This window comes from Streptomyces sp. CA-146814 (assembly GCF_050942385.1).
GTDB lineage: Bacteria > Actinomycetota > Actinomycetes > Streptomycetales > Streptomycetaceae > Streptomyces.
In genome coordinates this window covers 5,508,792-5,523,676 of sequence record NZ_CP192068.1, presented here as the reverse complement: position 1 = coordinate 5,523,676, position 14,885 = coordinate 5,508,792, and the positions used below count along the sequence as shown (strand labels likewise).

At 72.5% G+C, this 14,885-nt stretch carries 12 protein-coding genes; 6 read left to right on the top strand and 6 right to left on the bottom strand.

Going from position 1 to position 14,885, the window contains the following annotated elements:
- Positions 1 to 5: 5 nt before the first annotated feature.
- Positions 6 to 1,127 carry a ferritin-like domain-containing protein gene (locus ACQP09_RS24895; RefSeq protein WP_433403259.1) on the bottom strand — a complete coding sequence of 374 codons (1,122 nt, stop codon included), beginning with the start codon at positions 1,125 to 1,127 and terminating at the stop codon, positions 6 to 8.
- A gap of 248 nt (positions 1,128 to 1,375) precedes the next feature.
- Here ACQP09_RS24895 and ACQP09_RS24890 point away from each other — a divergent pair, with 248 nt between their 5' ends.
- The 5 genes from ACQP09_RS24890 to ACQP09_RS24870 all read left to right on the top strand — a co-directional run bounded on the left by ACQP09_RS24890 (position 1,376) and on the right by ACQP09_RS24870 (position 7,722).
- The gene (locus tag ACQP09_RS24890; protein ID WP_433403256.1) at positions 1,376 to 2,329 is read left to right on the top strand and encodes an AurF N-oxygenase family protein; all 954 of its coding nucleotides are present in this window, start codon (positions 1,376 to 1,378) and stop codon (positions 2,327 to 2,329) included.
- Positions 2,330 to 2,363: 34 nt separating this feature from the next.
- Positions 2,364 to 3,200: a TetR/AcrR family transcriptional regulator gene (locus ACQP09_RS24885; RefSeq protein WP_433403253.1), complete on the top strand. Its 837-nt coding sequence runs from the start codon at positions 2,364 to 2,366 to the stop codon at positions 3,198 to 3,200.
- 4 nt (positions 3,201 to 3,204) lie between these two features.
- On the top strand, positions 3,205 to 3,468 hold the full coding sequence (locus ACQP09_RS24880) for a hypothetical protein (protein ID WP_381048010.1): 264 nt from the start codon (positions 3,205 to 3,207) through the stop codon (positions 3,466 to 3,468).
- A 98-nt stretch (positions 3,469 to 3,566) separates the two neighbouring features.
- A complete protein-coding gene (locus ACQP09_RS24875) occupies positions 3,567 to 6,326 on the top strand; it encodes a PQQ-binding-like beta-propeller repeat protein (RefSeq protein WP_433403250.1) in 2,760 nt (919 codons plus the stop codon).
- 166 nt (positions 6,327 to 6,492) lie between these two features.
- A complete protein-coding gene (locus ACQP09_RS24870; protein ID WP_433403247.1) occupies positions 6,493 to 7,722 on the top strand; it encodes an NlpC/P60 family protein in 1,230 nt (409 codons plus the stop codon).
- 41 nt (positions 7,723 to 7,763) lie between these two features.
- Here ACQP09_RS24870 and ACQP09_RS24865 read toward each other — a convergent pair whose 3' ends face one another.
- The 5 genes from ACQP09_RS24865 to ACQP09_RS24845 are packed head-to-tail and all read right to left on the bottom strand — an operon-like array spanning position 7,764 to position 13,728.
- Entirely contained in the window at positions 7,764 to 8,999 is a 1,236-nt protein-coding gene (locus ACQP09_RS24865; RefSeq protein ID WP_433403245.1) for a styrene monooxygenase/indole monooxygenase family protein, read from the bottom strand.
- 41 nt (positions 9,000 to 9,040) lie between these two features.
- Positions 9,041 to 9,733 (bottom strand): GTP-binding protein, encoded by a 693-nt coding sequence (locus ACQP09_RS24860; RefSeq protein WP_433403242.1) that lies wholly within the window; start codon positions 9,731 to 9,733, stop codon positions 9,041 to 9,043.
- Positions 9,714 to 10,130: a DUF742 domain-containing protein gene (locus ACQP09_RS24855; protein WP_015611323.1), complete on the bottom strand. Its 417-nt coding sequence runs from the start codon at positions 10,128 to 10,130 to the stop codon at positions 9,714 to 9,716. Before ACQP09_RS24855 ends, ACQP09_RS24860 begins: the two co-directional genes overlap by 20 nt.
- Positions 10,127 to 10,606: a roadblock/LC7 domain-containing protein gene (locus tag ACQP09_RS24850; RefSeq protein WP_433403239.1), complete on the bottom strand. Its 480-nt coding sequence runs from the start codon at positions 10,604 to 10,606 to the stop codon at positions 10,127 to 10,129. The genes ACQP09_RS24855 and ACQP09_RS24850 overlap by 4 nt, the downstream gene beginning before the upstream one ends.
- Positions 10,603 to 13,728, bottom strand: a complete 3,126-nt coding sequence (locus ACQP09_RS24845; RefSeq protein ID WP_433406757.1) for a nitrate- and nitrite sensing domain-containing protein — start codon at positions 13,726 to 13,728, stop codon at positions 10,603 to 10,605. The genes ACQP09_RS24850 and ACQP09_RS24845 overlap by 4 nt, the downstream gene beginning before the upstream one ends.
- Before the next feature lie 362 nt (positions 13,729 to 14,090).
- Between ACQP09_RS24845 and ACQP09_RS24840 the strand changes: the two genes are divergently transcribed.
- Complete coding sequence (locus ACQP09_RS24840; RefSeq protein ID WP_433403236.1) at positions 14,091 to 14,882, top strand: hypothetical protein; 792 nt, start codon at positions 14,091 to 14,093, stop codon at positions 14,880 to 14,882.
- Positions 14,883 to 14,885: the final 3 nt, after the last annotated feature.

Below are 14,885 nucleotides of genomic sequence, written 5' to 3'. Positions count from 1 at the left end.
AGCCCTCAGGCAGCCTCCTTCCCCTCCCCGAGCCCCTCCCCGATCGCCTCCGCGACCTCCGCCACCCGGGCCTCCTCCTCGGCGGCGAAGCGTTCGCGGTCCAGTTCCTCGGCTATCTCCTCGTCCTGGGACATGAGCAGGTCCAGGTTGGAGTCGCCGAGTTCCAGGACGCCCATGTCGACGTACGCCTTCTGGAGCCGCGGGCCCCACAGGCCGATGTCCTTGACGCACGGCACGATCCGGCTGAACAGGAGCTTGCGGAAGAGCTGGAGGAACTCCGAGTGCTCCGAGAGGTCCTTCGCCTCCTGCTTGCCGATGCCGAAGTTCTCCAGGACCTCGACACCGCTGAGCCGGTCGCGCATCAGGTAGCAGCCCTCGATGACGAACTCCTCGCGCTCGCGCAGTTCGGCGTCGCTCAGCTGCTTGTAGTAGTCGCGCAGCGCCATCCGCCCGAAGGCGACATGGCGGGCCTCGTCCTGCATGACGTACGCGAGGATCTGCTTGGGCAGCGGCTTGGTGGTGGTATCGCGGATCATTCCGAAGGCGGCGAGCGCGAGGCCTTCTATCAGCACCTGCATCCCGAGGTACGGCATGTCCCAGCGGGAGTCGCGCAGGGTGTCGCCGAGCAGGCCCTGGAGGTTGTCGTTGACCGGGTAGAGCATGCCGATCTTCTCGTGCAGGAAGCGGCCGTAGATCTCCGCGTGCCGGGCCTCGTCCATGGTCTGGGTGGCGGAGTAGAACTTGGCGTCCAGGTCGGGGACGGACTCCACGATCCTGGCCGCGCAGACCATCGCGCCCTGCTCGCCGTGGAGGAACTGGCTGAACTGCCAGGAGGTGTAGTGCTTACGCAGCTCGCCCCGGTCCCTCTCCGTCATCTTCGCCCAGTGCGGGGTGCCGTAGAGCGTGAGGGCCTCGTCGGGGGTGCCGAGCGGGTCGGTGGGGTCGACCTCAAGTGACCAGTCGATGCGCTTGTTGCCGTCCCACTGCTTGTCCTTGCCCTTCTGGTAGAGGGCGAGGAGGCGTTCGCGGCCGTCGTCGTAGTCCCAGCTGAACCGGGCGGCTCCGGTGGCAGGTACCTGCCAGAGCGGTTCGGACGGCGGGGTGGTGTAGAGGTCATGGGTGGACACGGACGGCTCCTTCGCCTCGACTGACTCGACTGGCTTGGCAACTCCTGACAAGTTCCGTGACACCGGAGGCAGTTGGGCACGTACGCCGACCGCCTCCCCTCGCAGGTTCACACGTTGGTAGACGGCGGGTCAACAAGTCGCACGGAGTCGTGCGCAAGGGATTGACGGCCTTGCTGACGAGCAGTCTCATAAGGAGTGACCGCCGGTAACTCCCGTTCCCGGCAACGCCTGTGTGAGGTGCTCCCGCCATGACGACCGTGCCGACCGAAACGTCCGCGACCGCTCGCGATGTGACCGTGCTCCGTGACGCCCTCGGGCCGCTCCGCGACCGTGAGCAGATCGCCGCGCGGCTGCTCGAATCCTCGGCCAAGCACTCCTTCGACCCGGACACCGAACTCGACTGGGACACGGCGGTCGAGGAGGGCAAGTGGTTCTGGCCGCCGGAGCTGCTCTCGCTCTACGACACCCCGATGTGGCACCGCATGTCCGAGGAGCAGCGCCTGGACCTCTCCCGGCACGAGGGCGCGGCCCTCGCCTCGCTCGGCATCTGGTTCGAGATCATCCTGATGCAGCTGCTGGTCCGGCACGTCTACGACAAGCCCGTCACCAGCAACCACGTCCGCTACGCCCTCACCGAGATAGCCGACGAGTGCCGCCACTCGATGATGTTCGGCCGCATGATCGACTGGGGCGGCGCCCCGACGTACGAGGTGCCGCGCGTCTACCACAACCTGGCCCGGGTCCTGAAGACCGTCTCCACCACGCCCGGTTCGTTCGCCGCGACCCTGCTCGGCGAGGAGATCCTGGACTGGATGCAGCGGCTGACCTTCCCGGACGACCGGGTGCAGACGCTGGTGCGCGGCGTGACCCGGATCCATGTCATCGAGGAGGCCCGGCACGTGCGGTACGCCCGCGAGGAGCTGCGCCGCCAGATGGTGACCGCCCCGCGCTGGGAGCGCGAACTGACCAAGCTCAGCTGCGGCGAGGCGGCCCGGGTCTTCTCCATCTGCTTCGTCAACCCGCAGGTGTACGAGAACGTCGGCCTGGACCGCCGGGAGGCCGTCGCCCAGGTGAAGGCGAGCGGCCACCGCGCCGAGGTCATGCAGACCGGCTCCAAGCGGCTGACGGACTTCTTCGACGACATCGGGCTGCTGAACGGTGTCAGCCGCAGGCTGTGGCGCAGTTCCGGGCTGCTGGCCTGAGACGGTGCGGACCGGAGGCTTTAGGCTCGGGGCCATGACGTCCACCGCCGCAGCCCCGCCGCCGCCCCGCGCGTACCGCAGGCTCAGTGTCGAGGAGCGCCGCGCCCAGCTCCTGGTCGCGGCGCTCGGCCTCTTCGCCCACCGGGCGCCCGACGAGGTCTCGCTGGACGAGGTGGCGGTGGCGGCCGGCGTCTCGCGGCCGCTGGTCTACCGCTACTTCCCGGGCGGCCGGCAGCAGTTGTACGAGGCCGCGCTCGGCTCGGCCGCCGACGAGCTGAAGCTCTGCTTCACCGAGCCGCCGGTGGGCCCGCCCACCGAGCGGGTCGCCCGCGTCCTGGACCGCTACCTCCGCTTCGTCGACGAGCACGACACCGGCTTCAGCGCACTGCTGCGCGGCGGCAGCGTGGTCGAGACCTCCCGGACGACGAGCATCGTGGACGGCGTCCGGCGGGCGGCGGCGGAGGCGATCCTCAGCCACCTCGGCCGGATCGGCTCCGCCGAGGAGCGGGGCGCGGGGCCTCGGAGCGCAGGCACGCGGAGCGCAAGCACGCGGAGCGCCGGGCCGCAGAGCGCCGGGCCGAGGCTGCGGATGATGGTCCGCAGCTGGATCGCGGCCGTCGAGGCGGCGTCGCTGATCTGGCTGGACGAGGGCAAGCAGCCCCCGGCGGCCGAGCTGCGCGGCTGGCTGGTCGACCACCTCATCGCGCTGCTCGCCGCGACGGCGGCCACCGACGAGGAGGCCGCGGCGGTGGTACGCGACCTGCTGGCGCTGGAGACCCCGGACGGCCCGGCCGGACGGCTGGCCGAGCTGGTCATCCCGGTCGTCGCCGATGCGGCACACCTGCTGCCGCAGGCCCCTGCGGCAGACTGACCCGGTGAAGAGCGAGAACACCCCTTTCCGCGGCGGCCCCCTGGACGGCCGGGTGCTGCCGGTCCTGGTCGGCCCGACCGGCCACCCACCGAAGTGGTACGAGGTCCCCGTCCCCTCCCCCGACGGCTCCCCGCCCACCGTGTACGCGTACGAACGCGTCCCGGCCGGCTACACCAAGCGGCTCGGCCTCCAGCGCGGCTGGGTCTACGAGTACGCCCCCGGCGGCCGCAAGCGCCCCACCCTCAAGTGGCCCTGGTCCAAGCCCTGAACGCCCGCTTCCCCGGGCGCAGGCCCTAAGATCGACGGTCAGGTGCCGAGGGACGGGTCACTCGGGCGCCGGAGGACGGTCACAAGGGGGGGTGCGCCATGGAGGCGCTGCGTAGCGAAGATCCACGCCGTTTCGGTCGCTTCACCGTGCTGGCCCGCTTCCAGGAAGCCGCGAGCGCCGTGCGGTACGTGGGCCGGGACACCGGCACCGGCGAGCTCGCCGTGATCACCGCCGCGCGCCCCGCGCTCGCCGCCGCCCCCGCGTTCCGGCGCCGCTTCCAGGCCGAGGCCCGCACCGCCGAACGCCTCGCGGGCGGCTGGGTGTCGCCGCCGCTGGAGACAGGCTCCCCGGAGACCGGCTCCCCGGAGACGGGCTCCCTGGAGACCGGCGAGGACGAGCTGCTCTGGACCGCGACCGCGTACGTCCCCGCCGTACCGCTGGCCGAGGCGGTCGGCATCGCGGGCCCGCTGCCGGAGCGCGCCCTGCGGATACTGGGCGCGGGCATCGCCGAGATCCTCTCCCGGGTCCACGCGGGCGGCTCGGTGCTCCAGGGGCTGGCCCCGGGCACGGTGCTGCTGGCCGAGGACGGGCCCCGGCTCACCGCGTTCGGCCCGCTGGGCGCGGCGGCGACGGCGGAGGCGAGGCCGGGCGGGCAGCTCTCGGTGCGGCTGGGCTACCTGACCCCGGAGCAGGTGGCGGGCAAGGAGGTCGGCGCCCCGTCCGACCTTTTCGTGCTGGGGCTGCTGCTGGCGTACGCGGCCACGGGGACGACCCCGTTCACGGAGGGCCCGCCCGAGGAGGCGGCCCGCCGGATCGCCGAGGCCGACCCGGAACTGGACGCCGTACCGGAGGAGTTGCGCGAGCTGATCGCGGGCTGCCTGGCCAAGGACCCGGCCGAGCGTCCCACCGCCGGCACGGTCGCCGCCGAACTGGCCCTGGAGGGCGCGGCCGGCCTGGCCCGGGGCGGCTGGCTGCCCGAGCGACTGGCGGGCGCGGTCGCGGACCAAGAGGCGTGGGTACGGGGGTTGGGGGCGCCAGAGGAGGACGCGCGGCCTGAGGGGGCGCCGGAGGAGGACGCGGTGCCCACCGAGGAGCCCGAGGACGCACGGCCGACGGACGCACCGGCCGAGGCACCTGCCACGCAGAGCCCCACCGACCCGAGGGCCACCACGACCACCGCAGCCGCCGCAGCCACCGAACTCCCCACCCCCAGCAACAACGCCGACACCGGCACCGGCACCGGCACCGGGGACATCGGCGAGGACCGGGGCACCACCCGCTTCCTCAACACCGGCCCCAAGCCGCCGCAGTCCGACCGCGCGACGACTCAGCTCGCCCTCCCCCAAGGCCTCCCCCCGGCCCCGGGCAACGCCCCCGCAGCCCTCCCCGCACCGGTCCCCCACCACACCTACGGCAGCCCCGCCCCCTACCCGGCAGCGGCGCTCCCAGCCTCCAGCGGCCAGGGCAACGGCGGCGGTCAGGGCACCGGCCCCATGGTCGCCCTGCCCCTCCCGCCCGCGCCCGTCCCTCCGGAAGGCTCGGCCACCAGCCGCCGGACCCTGATCACCATCGCGGCAGCGGCGGTCGGCGGGCTCGTCGTGGGCGGCGGCGCGGTCGCCGCGATCGGCGGCGGGGAGACCGCGGCCGCCACGGACGCCAAGCCCCCGGCCCCGAAGCCGCGCCGCACGCTCCCCGGCCAGCCCCCCGAGCCGCGCTGGAGCCACGCCCACCCGGCCTCCGAGTCCGCCCCGCTGACCGCCGCGCTCTGGCGGGACCGGCTGCTGGTGGTGACCAGCGAGAGCCAGGCGAGCGCCGTCGACGTGAGCACCGGCAAGCGGGTCTGGCAGCGCGCGGACGCGGCCAAGGGCCAGGCGGCGCTGGTCGCGGGCGACCTGTGCTTCGTGGCGAGCCCGACGGAGTTCCTCTGGCTCGCGCCGAAGGACGGCACGGTCGTGCACCGCGTGCGGTACGCGGACGGCTTCACCGATCTGCCGGACCTTCAAGTGGGACGGCTGGCGGGCCACTCCGGTCCGGTGGTCTGGTTCACCGGCTCGCGCACGGTCACCGTGAAGGCGCCGAAGCCGAGGAAGGGCAGGAAGAGGGCGGCGGACAAGCGGGTCGTCCAGGCGTACTTCTTCGCGTACGACATCGTGCGGCGCACCGAGGTCTGGCGTACGCCGGTACCGGCGGGCCGCGCCCCCGGCACACCGCGCTACCGGGTGGTGGCGGAACGCTCGGCCGACCTCCTCGTCCGGCAGGACGCCGTCACCCTCACGGCGGCCGAGGTCAAGGCGGCCAGGGGGAAGGGCTTTGTCCGCTCCTTCGACCAGCAGACCGGCAAGCTGCGGTGGGCCAGGCAGTACGGCGCGTCCGGCCCCGACGCGGCCGTCACGGGTGACGAGGACGGGATCCTGTACGCGGGGGTCGGCACGGATCTCCAGTCGTTCGAGGCGGACACCGGCAAGCCGCTGTGGCGGGTCGCCGGTACGGCGGACTCGGCCTTCGGCACCCCGCTCGTCGCGGGCCCGTTCCTCCACACCACCGAGCGCAGCCGGCAGATCGGCGCGGTGGAGCGGGAGAGCGGGCGCCTGGTCTGGCGGCGCTCGACGGAGGTGCCGGGCATCGGCAGCGCACCCGCCCTCACCTTGAGCGGCAGCGGCAGGACGCTGCTCGCTTCCGACGCCACCCAGGTCACGGCGTTCTCGGCGGCCGACGGGGAGCGGCTGTGGAAGTTCCAGGACATCGGGGTCGCCGAGCCGAAGGGGGCCACGGTGAGCGCTCCGTACCGGACGCTCACCGTCGGCGGGGACGTCATCGTCCAGCGGGACAGGGCCTTCTACGCCTTCCCGGCGGCCTGAGCCGAAGGCGACCGTACGGCCTCCGCCGTCCGGGGCATCCCCGGACGGCACGCGGTGCGGTGCTTGCATGACCTGACACCAGGTGACCGGATTAATCGGATGAGCCCACTCACTGGTGGACGAGTCCGATTCTTCCGGTTCCCGTCTCCGTAACGGAGGTGATGTCATGTCAGGCAGGCTCCTGCGCGCGGTCTGCGCGACCGCGCTCGCCACGTCCCTGGCGGTAGCCCCCGCCACCGCCGCCCCGGCCGAACCGGACCCCGTACCCGTACCCGTACCGTCCGAGGAGCCCGTACACCCCGACGGGAACGACGCGGCAGAGGTCGACGCGGAGACCGCACTGGCAGCCCCCGAGGCCGGGGCCCCCAGGAGTGTCGCGACACTCCTCCGCGACCTCCAGACGCGTTACCAGGCGGCGGAGGAGGCGAGCGAGAGCTACAACGCCACCGCCGAGAAGCTGAAGCAGCGGACCGCGCAGGCGAAGAAGGTGAACGGTGAGCTGGCGAAGGCGCACGCCGCGCTGGAGCTCAGCCGGGGGGACGCCGGACGGCTGGCGCGGGAGCAGTATCAGGGGCGCACCGAGTTCTCCGCGTACCTCCAGCTGCTGCTGGCCCGGGACCCGCTGCGCGCGCTGGACCAGAGCCATGTCGTCGAACGGGTGGCGGCGGGCCGCGCGGCGACGGTAAAACGCCTGACCGCGAACGCACGCCGTGCCGACGCCTTGGCCGCCGCCTCGCGCAAGGCGGTCGACGAGCAGAAGAAGCTGGTCGCACGGCAGAAGAAGCAGCGCGACACCGTGCGCGGCAAGCTGAATGAGGTGGAGGCGCTGCTGGCCAGGCTCTCCGCCGAGCAGCTGGCCCAGCTGGCCGGGCTCGAAGAGCGGGGCGTGGCGGCGGCCCAGAGCGAACTGGTCGCTTCCGGCGCGCTCAGCACGACCCGGCCGCCGACCCGGCAGGGCGGTGACGCCGTCTCGTACGCAATCGAGCAGATCGGCAAGCCGTACGTGTGGGGCGCCGAGGGCCCCGGCTCCTTCGACTGCTCCGGCCTGACCTCCCAGGCCTGGGCGACGGCGGGCCGCCCGGTCCCGCGCACCTCGCAGGAACAGTGGAAGCAGCTCCCGAAGGTCCCGATCTCCTCACTGCGCCCCGGCGACCTGGTGATCTACTTCCCGAAGGCCACGCACGTGGCGCTGTACATCGGCGACGGCCTGGTGGTCCAGGCCCCCCGCCCCGGCACCAAGGTGAAGGTCTCCCCACTGGCCTCCAACCCCCTGCTGGGCGCCGTCCGCCCCGACCCCGCAGGCACCCCCCTGTCCACGTACACCCGCCCGGACCTCCCCGAGGGCGCCCGCGACGGCTCGGACACCGGGTACGGCGTGGACCGGGCGCCCGAGTAGTCCTGGCGGCCGGAGCTACGGCCACCAGGACAGCGGGTCGCTCAGGCGCCGGAGACCGAGGCCAGGTAGGCGTTCGTCTTCTCCGGGTCGAAGAAGAAGTTGTCGAAGTCCGCCGGGTCGTTGAAGCCGTTGGCGAAGCGGTCCGCGACGGGCTGGAGCCGGCCGGCCGCGCCGATCAGGTTCAGGACGTGCTCCGGCGGGGCGCCGAGCATCGCGTTGGTCCACTTCACCACGTGCTGGGCGGTGTCCCAGTAGCGGTCGAAGGTGGACTGCATCCAGGCCGCGTCGAACTCCTTGTCGCCGTGGGCCAGGATCGAGTCCAGGTAGGAGTCGGCGCACTTGGAGGCCGAGTTGGAGCCCTGGCCGGTGATCGGGTCGTTGGCCACGACGACGTCCGCGACGCCGAGGACCAGACCGCCGCCGGGGAGGCGGCCGATCGGCTTGCGGACGGTGGGGGCGTAACGGCCGGCAAGGGTGCCGTTGGCGTCGGTCAGCTCGACCTTGGTGGCGCGGGCGTACTCCCACGGCGTGAACCTCTCCATCAGCTCCAGCGTCTTCGCCAGGTGCTCGGAGGGGTCCTTGATGCCCTGGAAGGCGTCGAGCGGGCCGCCCGGGATGCCCTCCCAGAAGAGGATGTCGGCGCGGCCGGAGGTGGTGAGCGTCGGCATCACGAACAGCTCGCCGACGCCGGGGACCAGGTTGCAGCGGACCGCGTCGAACTCCGGGTGCTCCGGGCGCGGGCCCATCCCGTGGACGTACGCGACGGCCAGCGCACGCTGCGGGGCGTCGAACGGCGAACGCGCCGCGTCCCGGCCGAACATGGAGACCAGCTCGCCCTTGCCGGCCGAGACCATCACCAGGTCGTACGTACGCGAGAAGTAGTCCAGGTCGGAGACGGCCGCCCCGTGGATGACCAGTTGCCCGCCGCGCTGGGCGAAGGTCTCCATCCAGCCGGCCATCTTCACGCGCTGGTCGACCGACTGCGCGTACCCGTCGAGCTTGCCGACCCAGTCGATGGCGCGCGAGGAGTCCGGCGCGGCGACGGAGACACCGAGGCCCTCGATCCTCGGGGCCTGGGACTCCCAGAAGTTCAGCTGGTAGTCCCGCTCGTGCTGGAGCGCGGTGTGGAACATGCACTGCGTCGACATGACCCGGCCGGTGCGGATCTCGTCGGCCGTGCGGTTGGACATCAGCGTGACTTCGTAACCCCGGGACTGCAGTCCGAGGGCCAGCTGGAGACCGGACTGGCCGGCTCCGACTATGAGTATCTTCCGCATCGCGGCTCTCCGTTGTGTGTGCTCAAGGCGATCTGTGCGATCTAGGCGGGCGTGACGTCGAGAGCATGGCCCACCAGGGCCAGCAGCGACTCGACGACCGTGATCCTGTTACGCGCATCCATGATCACTATCGGCACCTGCGGCGGTACGGTCAGGGCCTCCCTGACGTCCTCCGCCTCGTAACCCGGCGTTCCCTCGAAGTGGTTGACCGCCACGATGTACGGCAGCCCGCAGCTCTCGAAGTAGTCGAGCGCCGGGAAGCAGTCCTCAAGACGCCGGGTGTCGGCCAGGACGATCGCGCCGATCGCGCCGCGTACCAGGTCGTCCCACATGAACCAGAAGCGCTGCTGGCCCGGCGTGCCGAAGACGTACAGCACGAGGTCGTCGTCCAGGGTGAGCCGGCCGAAGTCCATGGCCACCGTGGTGGTGGTCTTCTCTGGCGTCGCGGAGAGGTCGTCGGTCTCCTCGCTGGCCTGCGTCATCAGCGCTTCGGTTTTCAGCGGCGTGATCTCGGAGACCGAGCCGACGAACGTCGTCTTGCCCACGCCGAAGCCGCCCGCCACCACGATCTTGGTCGCGGTGGGGGCGCGGGTGTGGTCGAGCTGCCAGGCCTGGAGCGACTCCTCGGCCTGGTCCTGCGGCCGGGACGGCTCGCCGTGGGGGTCCGACAGCTGGTCCCGGGGCCCCGCCTGACGCGGGGCGAAGAGCGGCGCCTCAGAGACGGCGGAGTCCATTGAGCACCCTTTCGAGCAGTGCGCGGTCGGGCTGACCGGTGCCGTGACCGGTTCCGTACACGCGGATCTTTCCTTGGTCGGCCAGGTCGCTGAGCAGCACCCGGACGACTCCGAGCGGCATCTTCAACAGGGCCGAGATCTCCGCGACCGTACGCATCCGGCGGCAGATTTCGACGATGGCCTGGAGCTCCGGCATGACGCGCGAGGCCAGGTTGCCGTTGGTGAGCTCGCGGCGCTCCTCGGGTGCTTCGAGGGCGGCGACGAACGTCTCGACGAGCAGGACGTGCCCGAACCGGGTGCGGCCTCCGGTGAGGGAGTACGGGCGGACTCGCGCCGGGCGCTTGTCGGCGCCCCGGACGGGGAGACGGGGTGAGGGCTCGGCTGCGGCGGTCGTCACTGGGCACTCTCCATCGATTTGCGCAGCTCACTGCGGAGTTCGGGGGTGAGGACGTGTCCGGCCCGGCCGACGAAGAGGGCCATGTGGTACGCGACGACGCTCATGTCGCAGTCAGGGGTGGCGTGGACGCCGAGGAGGGAGCCGTCGCTGATCGACATGACGAAGACGCTGCCCTCGTCCATGGCGACCATGGTCTGTTTGACACCGCCGCCGTCCATCAGCTTCGCGGCTCCGACGGTCAGCGAGCCGATGCCGGAGACGATGGTGGCCAGGTCGGCGCTGGACCCCTTGGGCCCGTCCGACGGTCCTGCCGCCTTCACCTCGTGGTGACCGGGGTCGGAGGAGAGCAGCATCAGCCCGTCGGACGAGACGACGGTGACCGAGTGGACCCCTGGCACCTCCTCCACGAGATTGCTCAGCAACCAGTGAAGGTTCCGGGCCTCGGTACTCAGCCCGAACGTGCTGGGCGCAGTCAACTGCGTGCCTCCTCGACTGTGTCCCCCGTCTCTCCGTTCCGGCGATCCGTGCGGCCGCCGGTCTGCTCGGTCGTCCCTGTCTCGTGCCCGGTCCGTGCGGTGGTCACGCCCTCGTGGTCGGCGAGGGCGATGTTGCCGGTGGACTCGGCGATCTCGGCCTCGACATCGCGCCGGCCCTCCTTCGCCGCCTGGTGGAAGCTGCCGAGCCTGCGGCGCAGGTCGTCCCGGTCCAGGCTGCCGGTGCGGCCGGTGGTGGGGGCGTCCTCGGGCCGGACCACCTTGGGCGTGCGCTTGGGCAGGCCCTTGTCGGTGACCCGGGCGGCCTCCGGCTTCCGGGGTCCCGGCACGGTGTCGGCGGCGGCCTCTCCCTGGGGCGCGGGACGGAACTCGGGCCCGTCCGTGCCCTGGTCACCCGGACCGCTGTCGGCCGGACGCTCGTGGCGGTCGGGGCCGATGGCGTACGGGTCGGAGGGCTCGGGGGTGGTGGGGGCGGCGGGCTCCGGGGCGGCCGGGGGTGCCGGAGCGACCTGGGGTTCCGGGGTGGCCGGGGATTCGGGCGGCAGCGGCAGGCGGACCTGCATCGTGACCTCGGAGTCCGACTCCACCGCGGAGTCCGACGCTACGTCCGCGTCCGTGTCCGCGTCCGCGTTCTTGTCCGCTCGCGCGTCCTCGGCCGGCGCGGGCTCCTGCTCACCGGCCTCACCGGCCTCGCGGATCACCCGCTCGGCGGCGACGATCATCGGGTCGACGGGAGGCGCGGCCACGGGTTCAGCGGCAGGCTCGACCACCGGATGGGCGGCGGCCTCCGGCGCCACCGCGGGCTCCGGCGCAGACGCCTCCTCGGCCACCGTCCCCGATACGGGCGGCGCCGCCGCCACCGGTCCCGGCTCCGCCACCGGCCCCGGCAGCATCGGCGTACGGCTCGGCAGGGCGTTGGAGTTGGCCTCGGCCACCGAGCCCGGCAGGTTGAGCGCCGGAGCCTCGCCCGGCAGCTGTACTGCGGGCGGCGAGGAGGCGGGGAGCGAGTTCGGCAGCAGGGTCTGCGGCAGGATGACGACGGCCGTCACTCCACTCCCCTTCTGCTCGCGCAGCTGGACCCGTACGCCGTGCCGGGCGGCCAGCAACGAGGTGACCTGGAGCCCGAGTCCGGCCCCGTCGGCACTCTGCTCCCCCGCCTCGAACGAGGCCGGGTCGGCCAGCCTCGCATTGAGCTCGGCCATCCGGACGGTCGACATGCCGATGCCCGCGTCCTGCACGGAGAGCACCACCTCGCCGGTCTCCAGCAGCCAGCCGGAGAGCTCGACATGGGAGTCCGGCGGCGAGAAGGAGGTGGCGTTCTCCAGGAGTTCGGCCAGGAGGTGGCTGAGGTCGTCGGCGGCGAACCCGGCGATCTGGGCGTGCGGCGGCAGGGACTGGATGGTGACCCGCTCGTACCGCTCGATCTCGCTGACGGCCGCGCGGGCCACGTCGACCAGCGGGATCGGGCCCACGTGGCCGTGGCCGTGCTCGGCGCCCGCGAGGACGAGCATGTTCTCGCTGTGCCGGCGCATGACCGTGGCCATGTGGTCGAGCTTGAACAACGTGGCGAGGCGCTCCGGGTCCTGCTCACGCTCCTCCAGGCTCTCGATCACGCCGAGCTGCCGCTCGACGAGGCCGAGGTTGCGGAGCGAGAGGTTGACGAAGGTGTGGTGGACCGTGTTCTTCAGCCGCTCCAGCTGGGCGGCGAGCTCGGCGGCCCGGACCTGGAGTTCGGCGCGCTGGAGGGTGAGGGTCTCGCGGCCCGCGATCAGTTCGGCGCGCTCGGCGCCGAGGCTCTCGAAGCGGCCGGTGAACTCCTGCTGGAGGCCGGTGAGCTTGGCGTGCAGGGTGTTCATCGACCGCACGACCTGGGCGAACTCGTCGTTGCGGCCGGTGTAGCGGACCGGTTCGGCACTCGCCGGCTCGTCCGCGAGGCGGGCGGCGCCGATGCGGAGGACGGCGAGCGGCTGGGTGAGGGTGCGGGCGACGGCGGTGGAGACGCCGACGGCGAGCAGGAAGCAGCCGCCGAGCAGGGCGATGCTCAGTTCGAGGGCGGTGACGTCGTCGTCGCGGATGCCTTCCAGGCGCTGGACCTGGGTGGTGCCGAGCGCGGACTCGACGCTGCGCATCCGGTCGACCCGGGCGGAGAGCGCGGCCTCCAGCTTCTTGGCGCTGGTCTTGCGCTCGCCTTCGGAGAGCTCGGGGCGGTCGGTGAGGCTGGTGAGGTACTTCTCCGCGCTGTTGACCTCCGGGCCGGTGACGGTGGCGGAGAGCTTGTCGCGGGCGACGGGGTTGGCCGCCTGGTCGAACTCGGCGAGCGAGGCCAGCTCGCGGACCCGGGCCTGCTGGGCGGCGGCGCTCAGCTCGTCCCGGTCGCGGTCGGCCCGTTCGGTCTCGTCGTCCTGGCCCTCGACCGGCAGCCCGGTGAAGGGGTCGATCTGCGGGTCGGCGGGCTCTGGCGTCGGCACGGCGAGGGCGGCGAGGAGGAGTCCGCGGGTGGCGGAGGCCTGCTCGACGGCTCCGCCGAGGGCGAGCGGGGCGCGGGTGGCTTCGGCGGCGCGCGGCGGGGTCTTGTCGGCCAGCTCAGCGGAGATGCCGTGCAGCTTGGCGATGACCTCGGAGTACGCCTGGTGGGCCGCCAGCGCCGAGCCCTTGCCGGTGAGGGCGTCGCGGCGCAGCGAGGGCACGGTGGAGAGGTCGCGCCGCAGGGCCGCCGGGGCCGGTCCGTGGATCTCGTCGATCTGCTGGTCGACCCGGGCGGTGCGGGTGAGGCGGCTCTCGGCACCGGCCTCGCCGTCATCGGCGCGGCCGCCCGCGATGTACGCGGTGACGGCGTCCCGCTCGTCGGCGAGGGAGTGGGCCAGGGTGACGGCCTGCCGGTTCAGCTCGGAGAGGGTCACCAGCCGCTGGGACTCGGCCAGATCGGTGGAGGCGCTCATCGCGGCGGGGGCGCCCGCCGCGATGACGATGACCCCGACGACGGCGACACCGGCGACCAGCCGGCTCCGTACCCGTACGGTCCGCTTGGTGGCGACGGGAGCCGGAGGCGTCGCCCCGGAACCGTCGCGCGTGCTGCCCTTGCTCCGCGGCCGCTTCTTCTGCACCGGTGCTCGCAATCTTGACTCGTCCACCCTTGAAGCAGAGGTGACGCTCGGTCACATAGAAGGACCCCCCGCTCCTGGTACGGCTTCTGACCATTCCAGTGCTTTTGAGAGGGGGGCGCGCATCAACCGCTCCGCCACTCGAACGAGTGAACATCACTCTTGAGTTGGCGAACAAGTTTCCCCACGTGCGCCCCTGACCATGCATAGGGCGCGGGGTGGAACTTCGGCGCGGCCTTTGGCAAGATGCCCGCCCGCACTCCCCGGAGCCCCGCCCTCCGCGTACCGGGCCCGCGTTGACCTGCTGGTACGGCTGGAAACCGTTCCCGTGCGGGCTCGGTGAAGGCCTCGTGCAGACTGGCCCCATGCGCCTCGAACTCGTCACCGTCCCCGGCGATCCCGAACGCCCCAACGAGGACTGGGTGTCGGCTGCCCTCCCGGCGTCCGGCCAGGGGGGAGCGCTGGTGGTGCTGGACGGGGTCACGCCGCCGGAGGGGGACGACGGTTGTGTGCACTCCGTCCCGTGGTTCACCGCCCGGCTGGGCGGCGCACTGGTGGAACTGTCGGGTTCACGGCGAGATATGGACCTGGCCGAGATTCTGTCGGCGTCCATCCGGCGCACCGCCGACGCCCACCGGGCGACCTGTGACCTTTCTCACGTACGTACGCCTCAGGCGACCGTGGCCCTGGCGCGTTGGGGCGAACACGCGATCGAGTACCTGGTGCTCTCCGACGCGGCGCTCCTGCTGGAGGCGCCGGACGGCACGGTCCGGGCGGTCCTGGACGACCGCCTCGACCGGTTGCCGCCGGGTTCGCTGGCCTCGGCGGCGACGGTCGACGGTCTGCTGCGGAACAAGGAGGGCGGCTTCTTCACCGCCGCCGCCGACCCGGCGGTGGCGGCACGCGCGGTGACCGGCACCGTCCCGGCCGATGAGGTCCGGTCGCTGGCCGGGCTGACGGACGGGGCGAGCCGGTGGACGGAGGTGTTCCGCGAGGGCGACTGGGCGGACGCGCTGGAGCTGCTGCGCAAGGCGGGTCCGCGGGGGCTGATCGATCGCGTACGGGAGCTGGAGGCGGCCGACGCGGCCGCCGGGCGCGTACGGCTGCGGCGGAGCAAGACGCATGACGACGCGACGGCGGTGTTCGTGGAGCTGTAGGGG

Excerpts from the sequence above, each read along its gene's own strand:
- ACQP09_RS24865 (WP_433403245.1), bottom strand. The coding sequence starts at position 8,999 with ATGCGGAAGATACTCATAGTCGGAGCCGGCCAGTCCGGTCTCCAGCTG.
- ACQP09_RS24875 (WP_433403250.1), top strand. The coding sequence starts at position 3,567 with ATGGAGGCGCTGCGTAGCGAAGATCCACGCCGTTTCGGTCGCTTCACC.
- ACQP09_RS24840 (WP_433403236.1), top strand. The coding sequence starts at position 14,091 with ATGCGCCTCGAACTCGTCACCGTCCCCGGCGATCCCGAACGCCCCAAC.
- ACQP09_RS24890 (WP_433403256.1), top strand. The coding sequence starts at position 1,376 with ATGACGACCGTGCCGACCGAAACGTCCGCGACCGCTCGCGATGTGACC.
- ACQP09_RS24860 (WP_433403242.1), bottom strand. The coding sequence starts at position 9,733 with ATGGACTCCGCCGTCTCTGAGGCGCCGCTCTTCGCCCCGCGTCAGGCG.
- ACQP09_RS24870 (WP_433403247.1), top strand. The coding sequence starts at position 6,493 with ATGTCAGGCAGGCTCCTGCGCGCGGTCTGCGCGACCGCGCTCGCCACG.
- ACQP09_RS24885 (WP_433403253.1), top strand. The coding sequence starts at position 2,364 with ATGACGTCCACCGCCGCAGCCCCGCCGCCGCCCCGCGCGTACCGCAGG.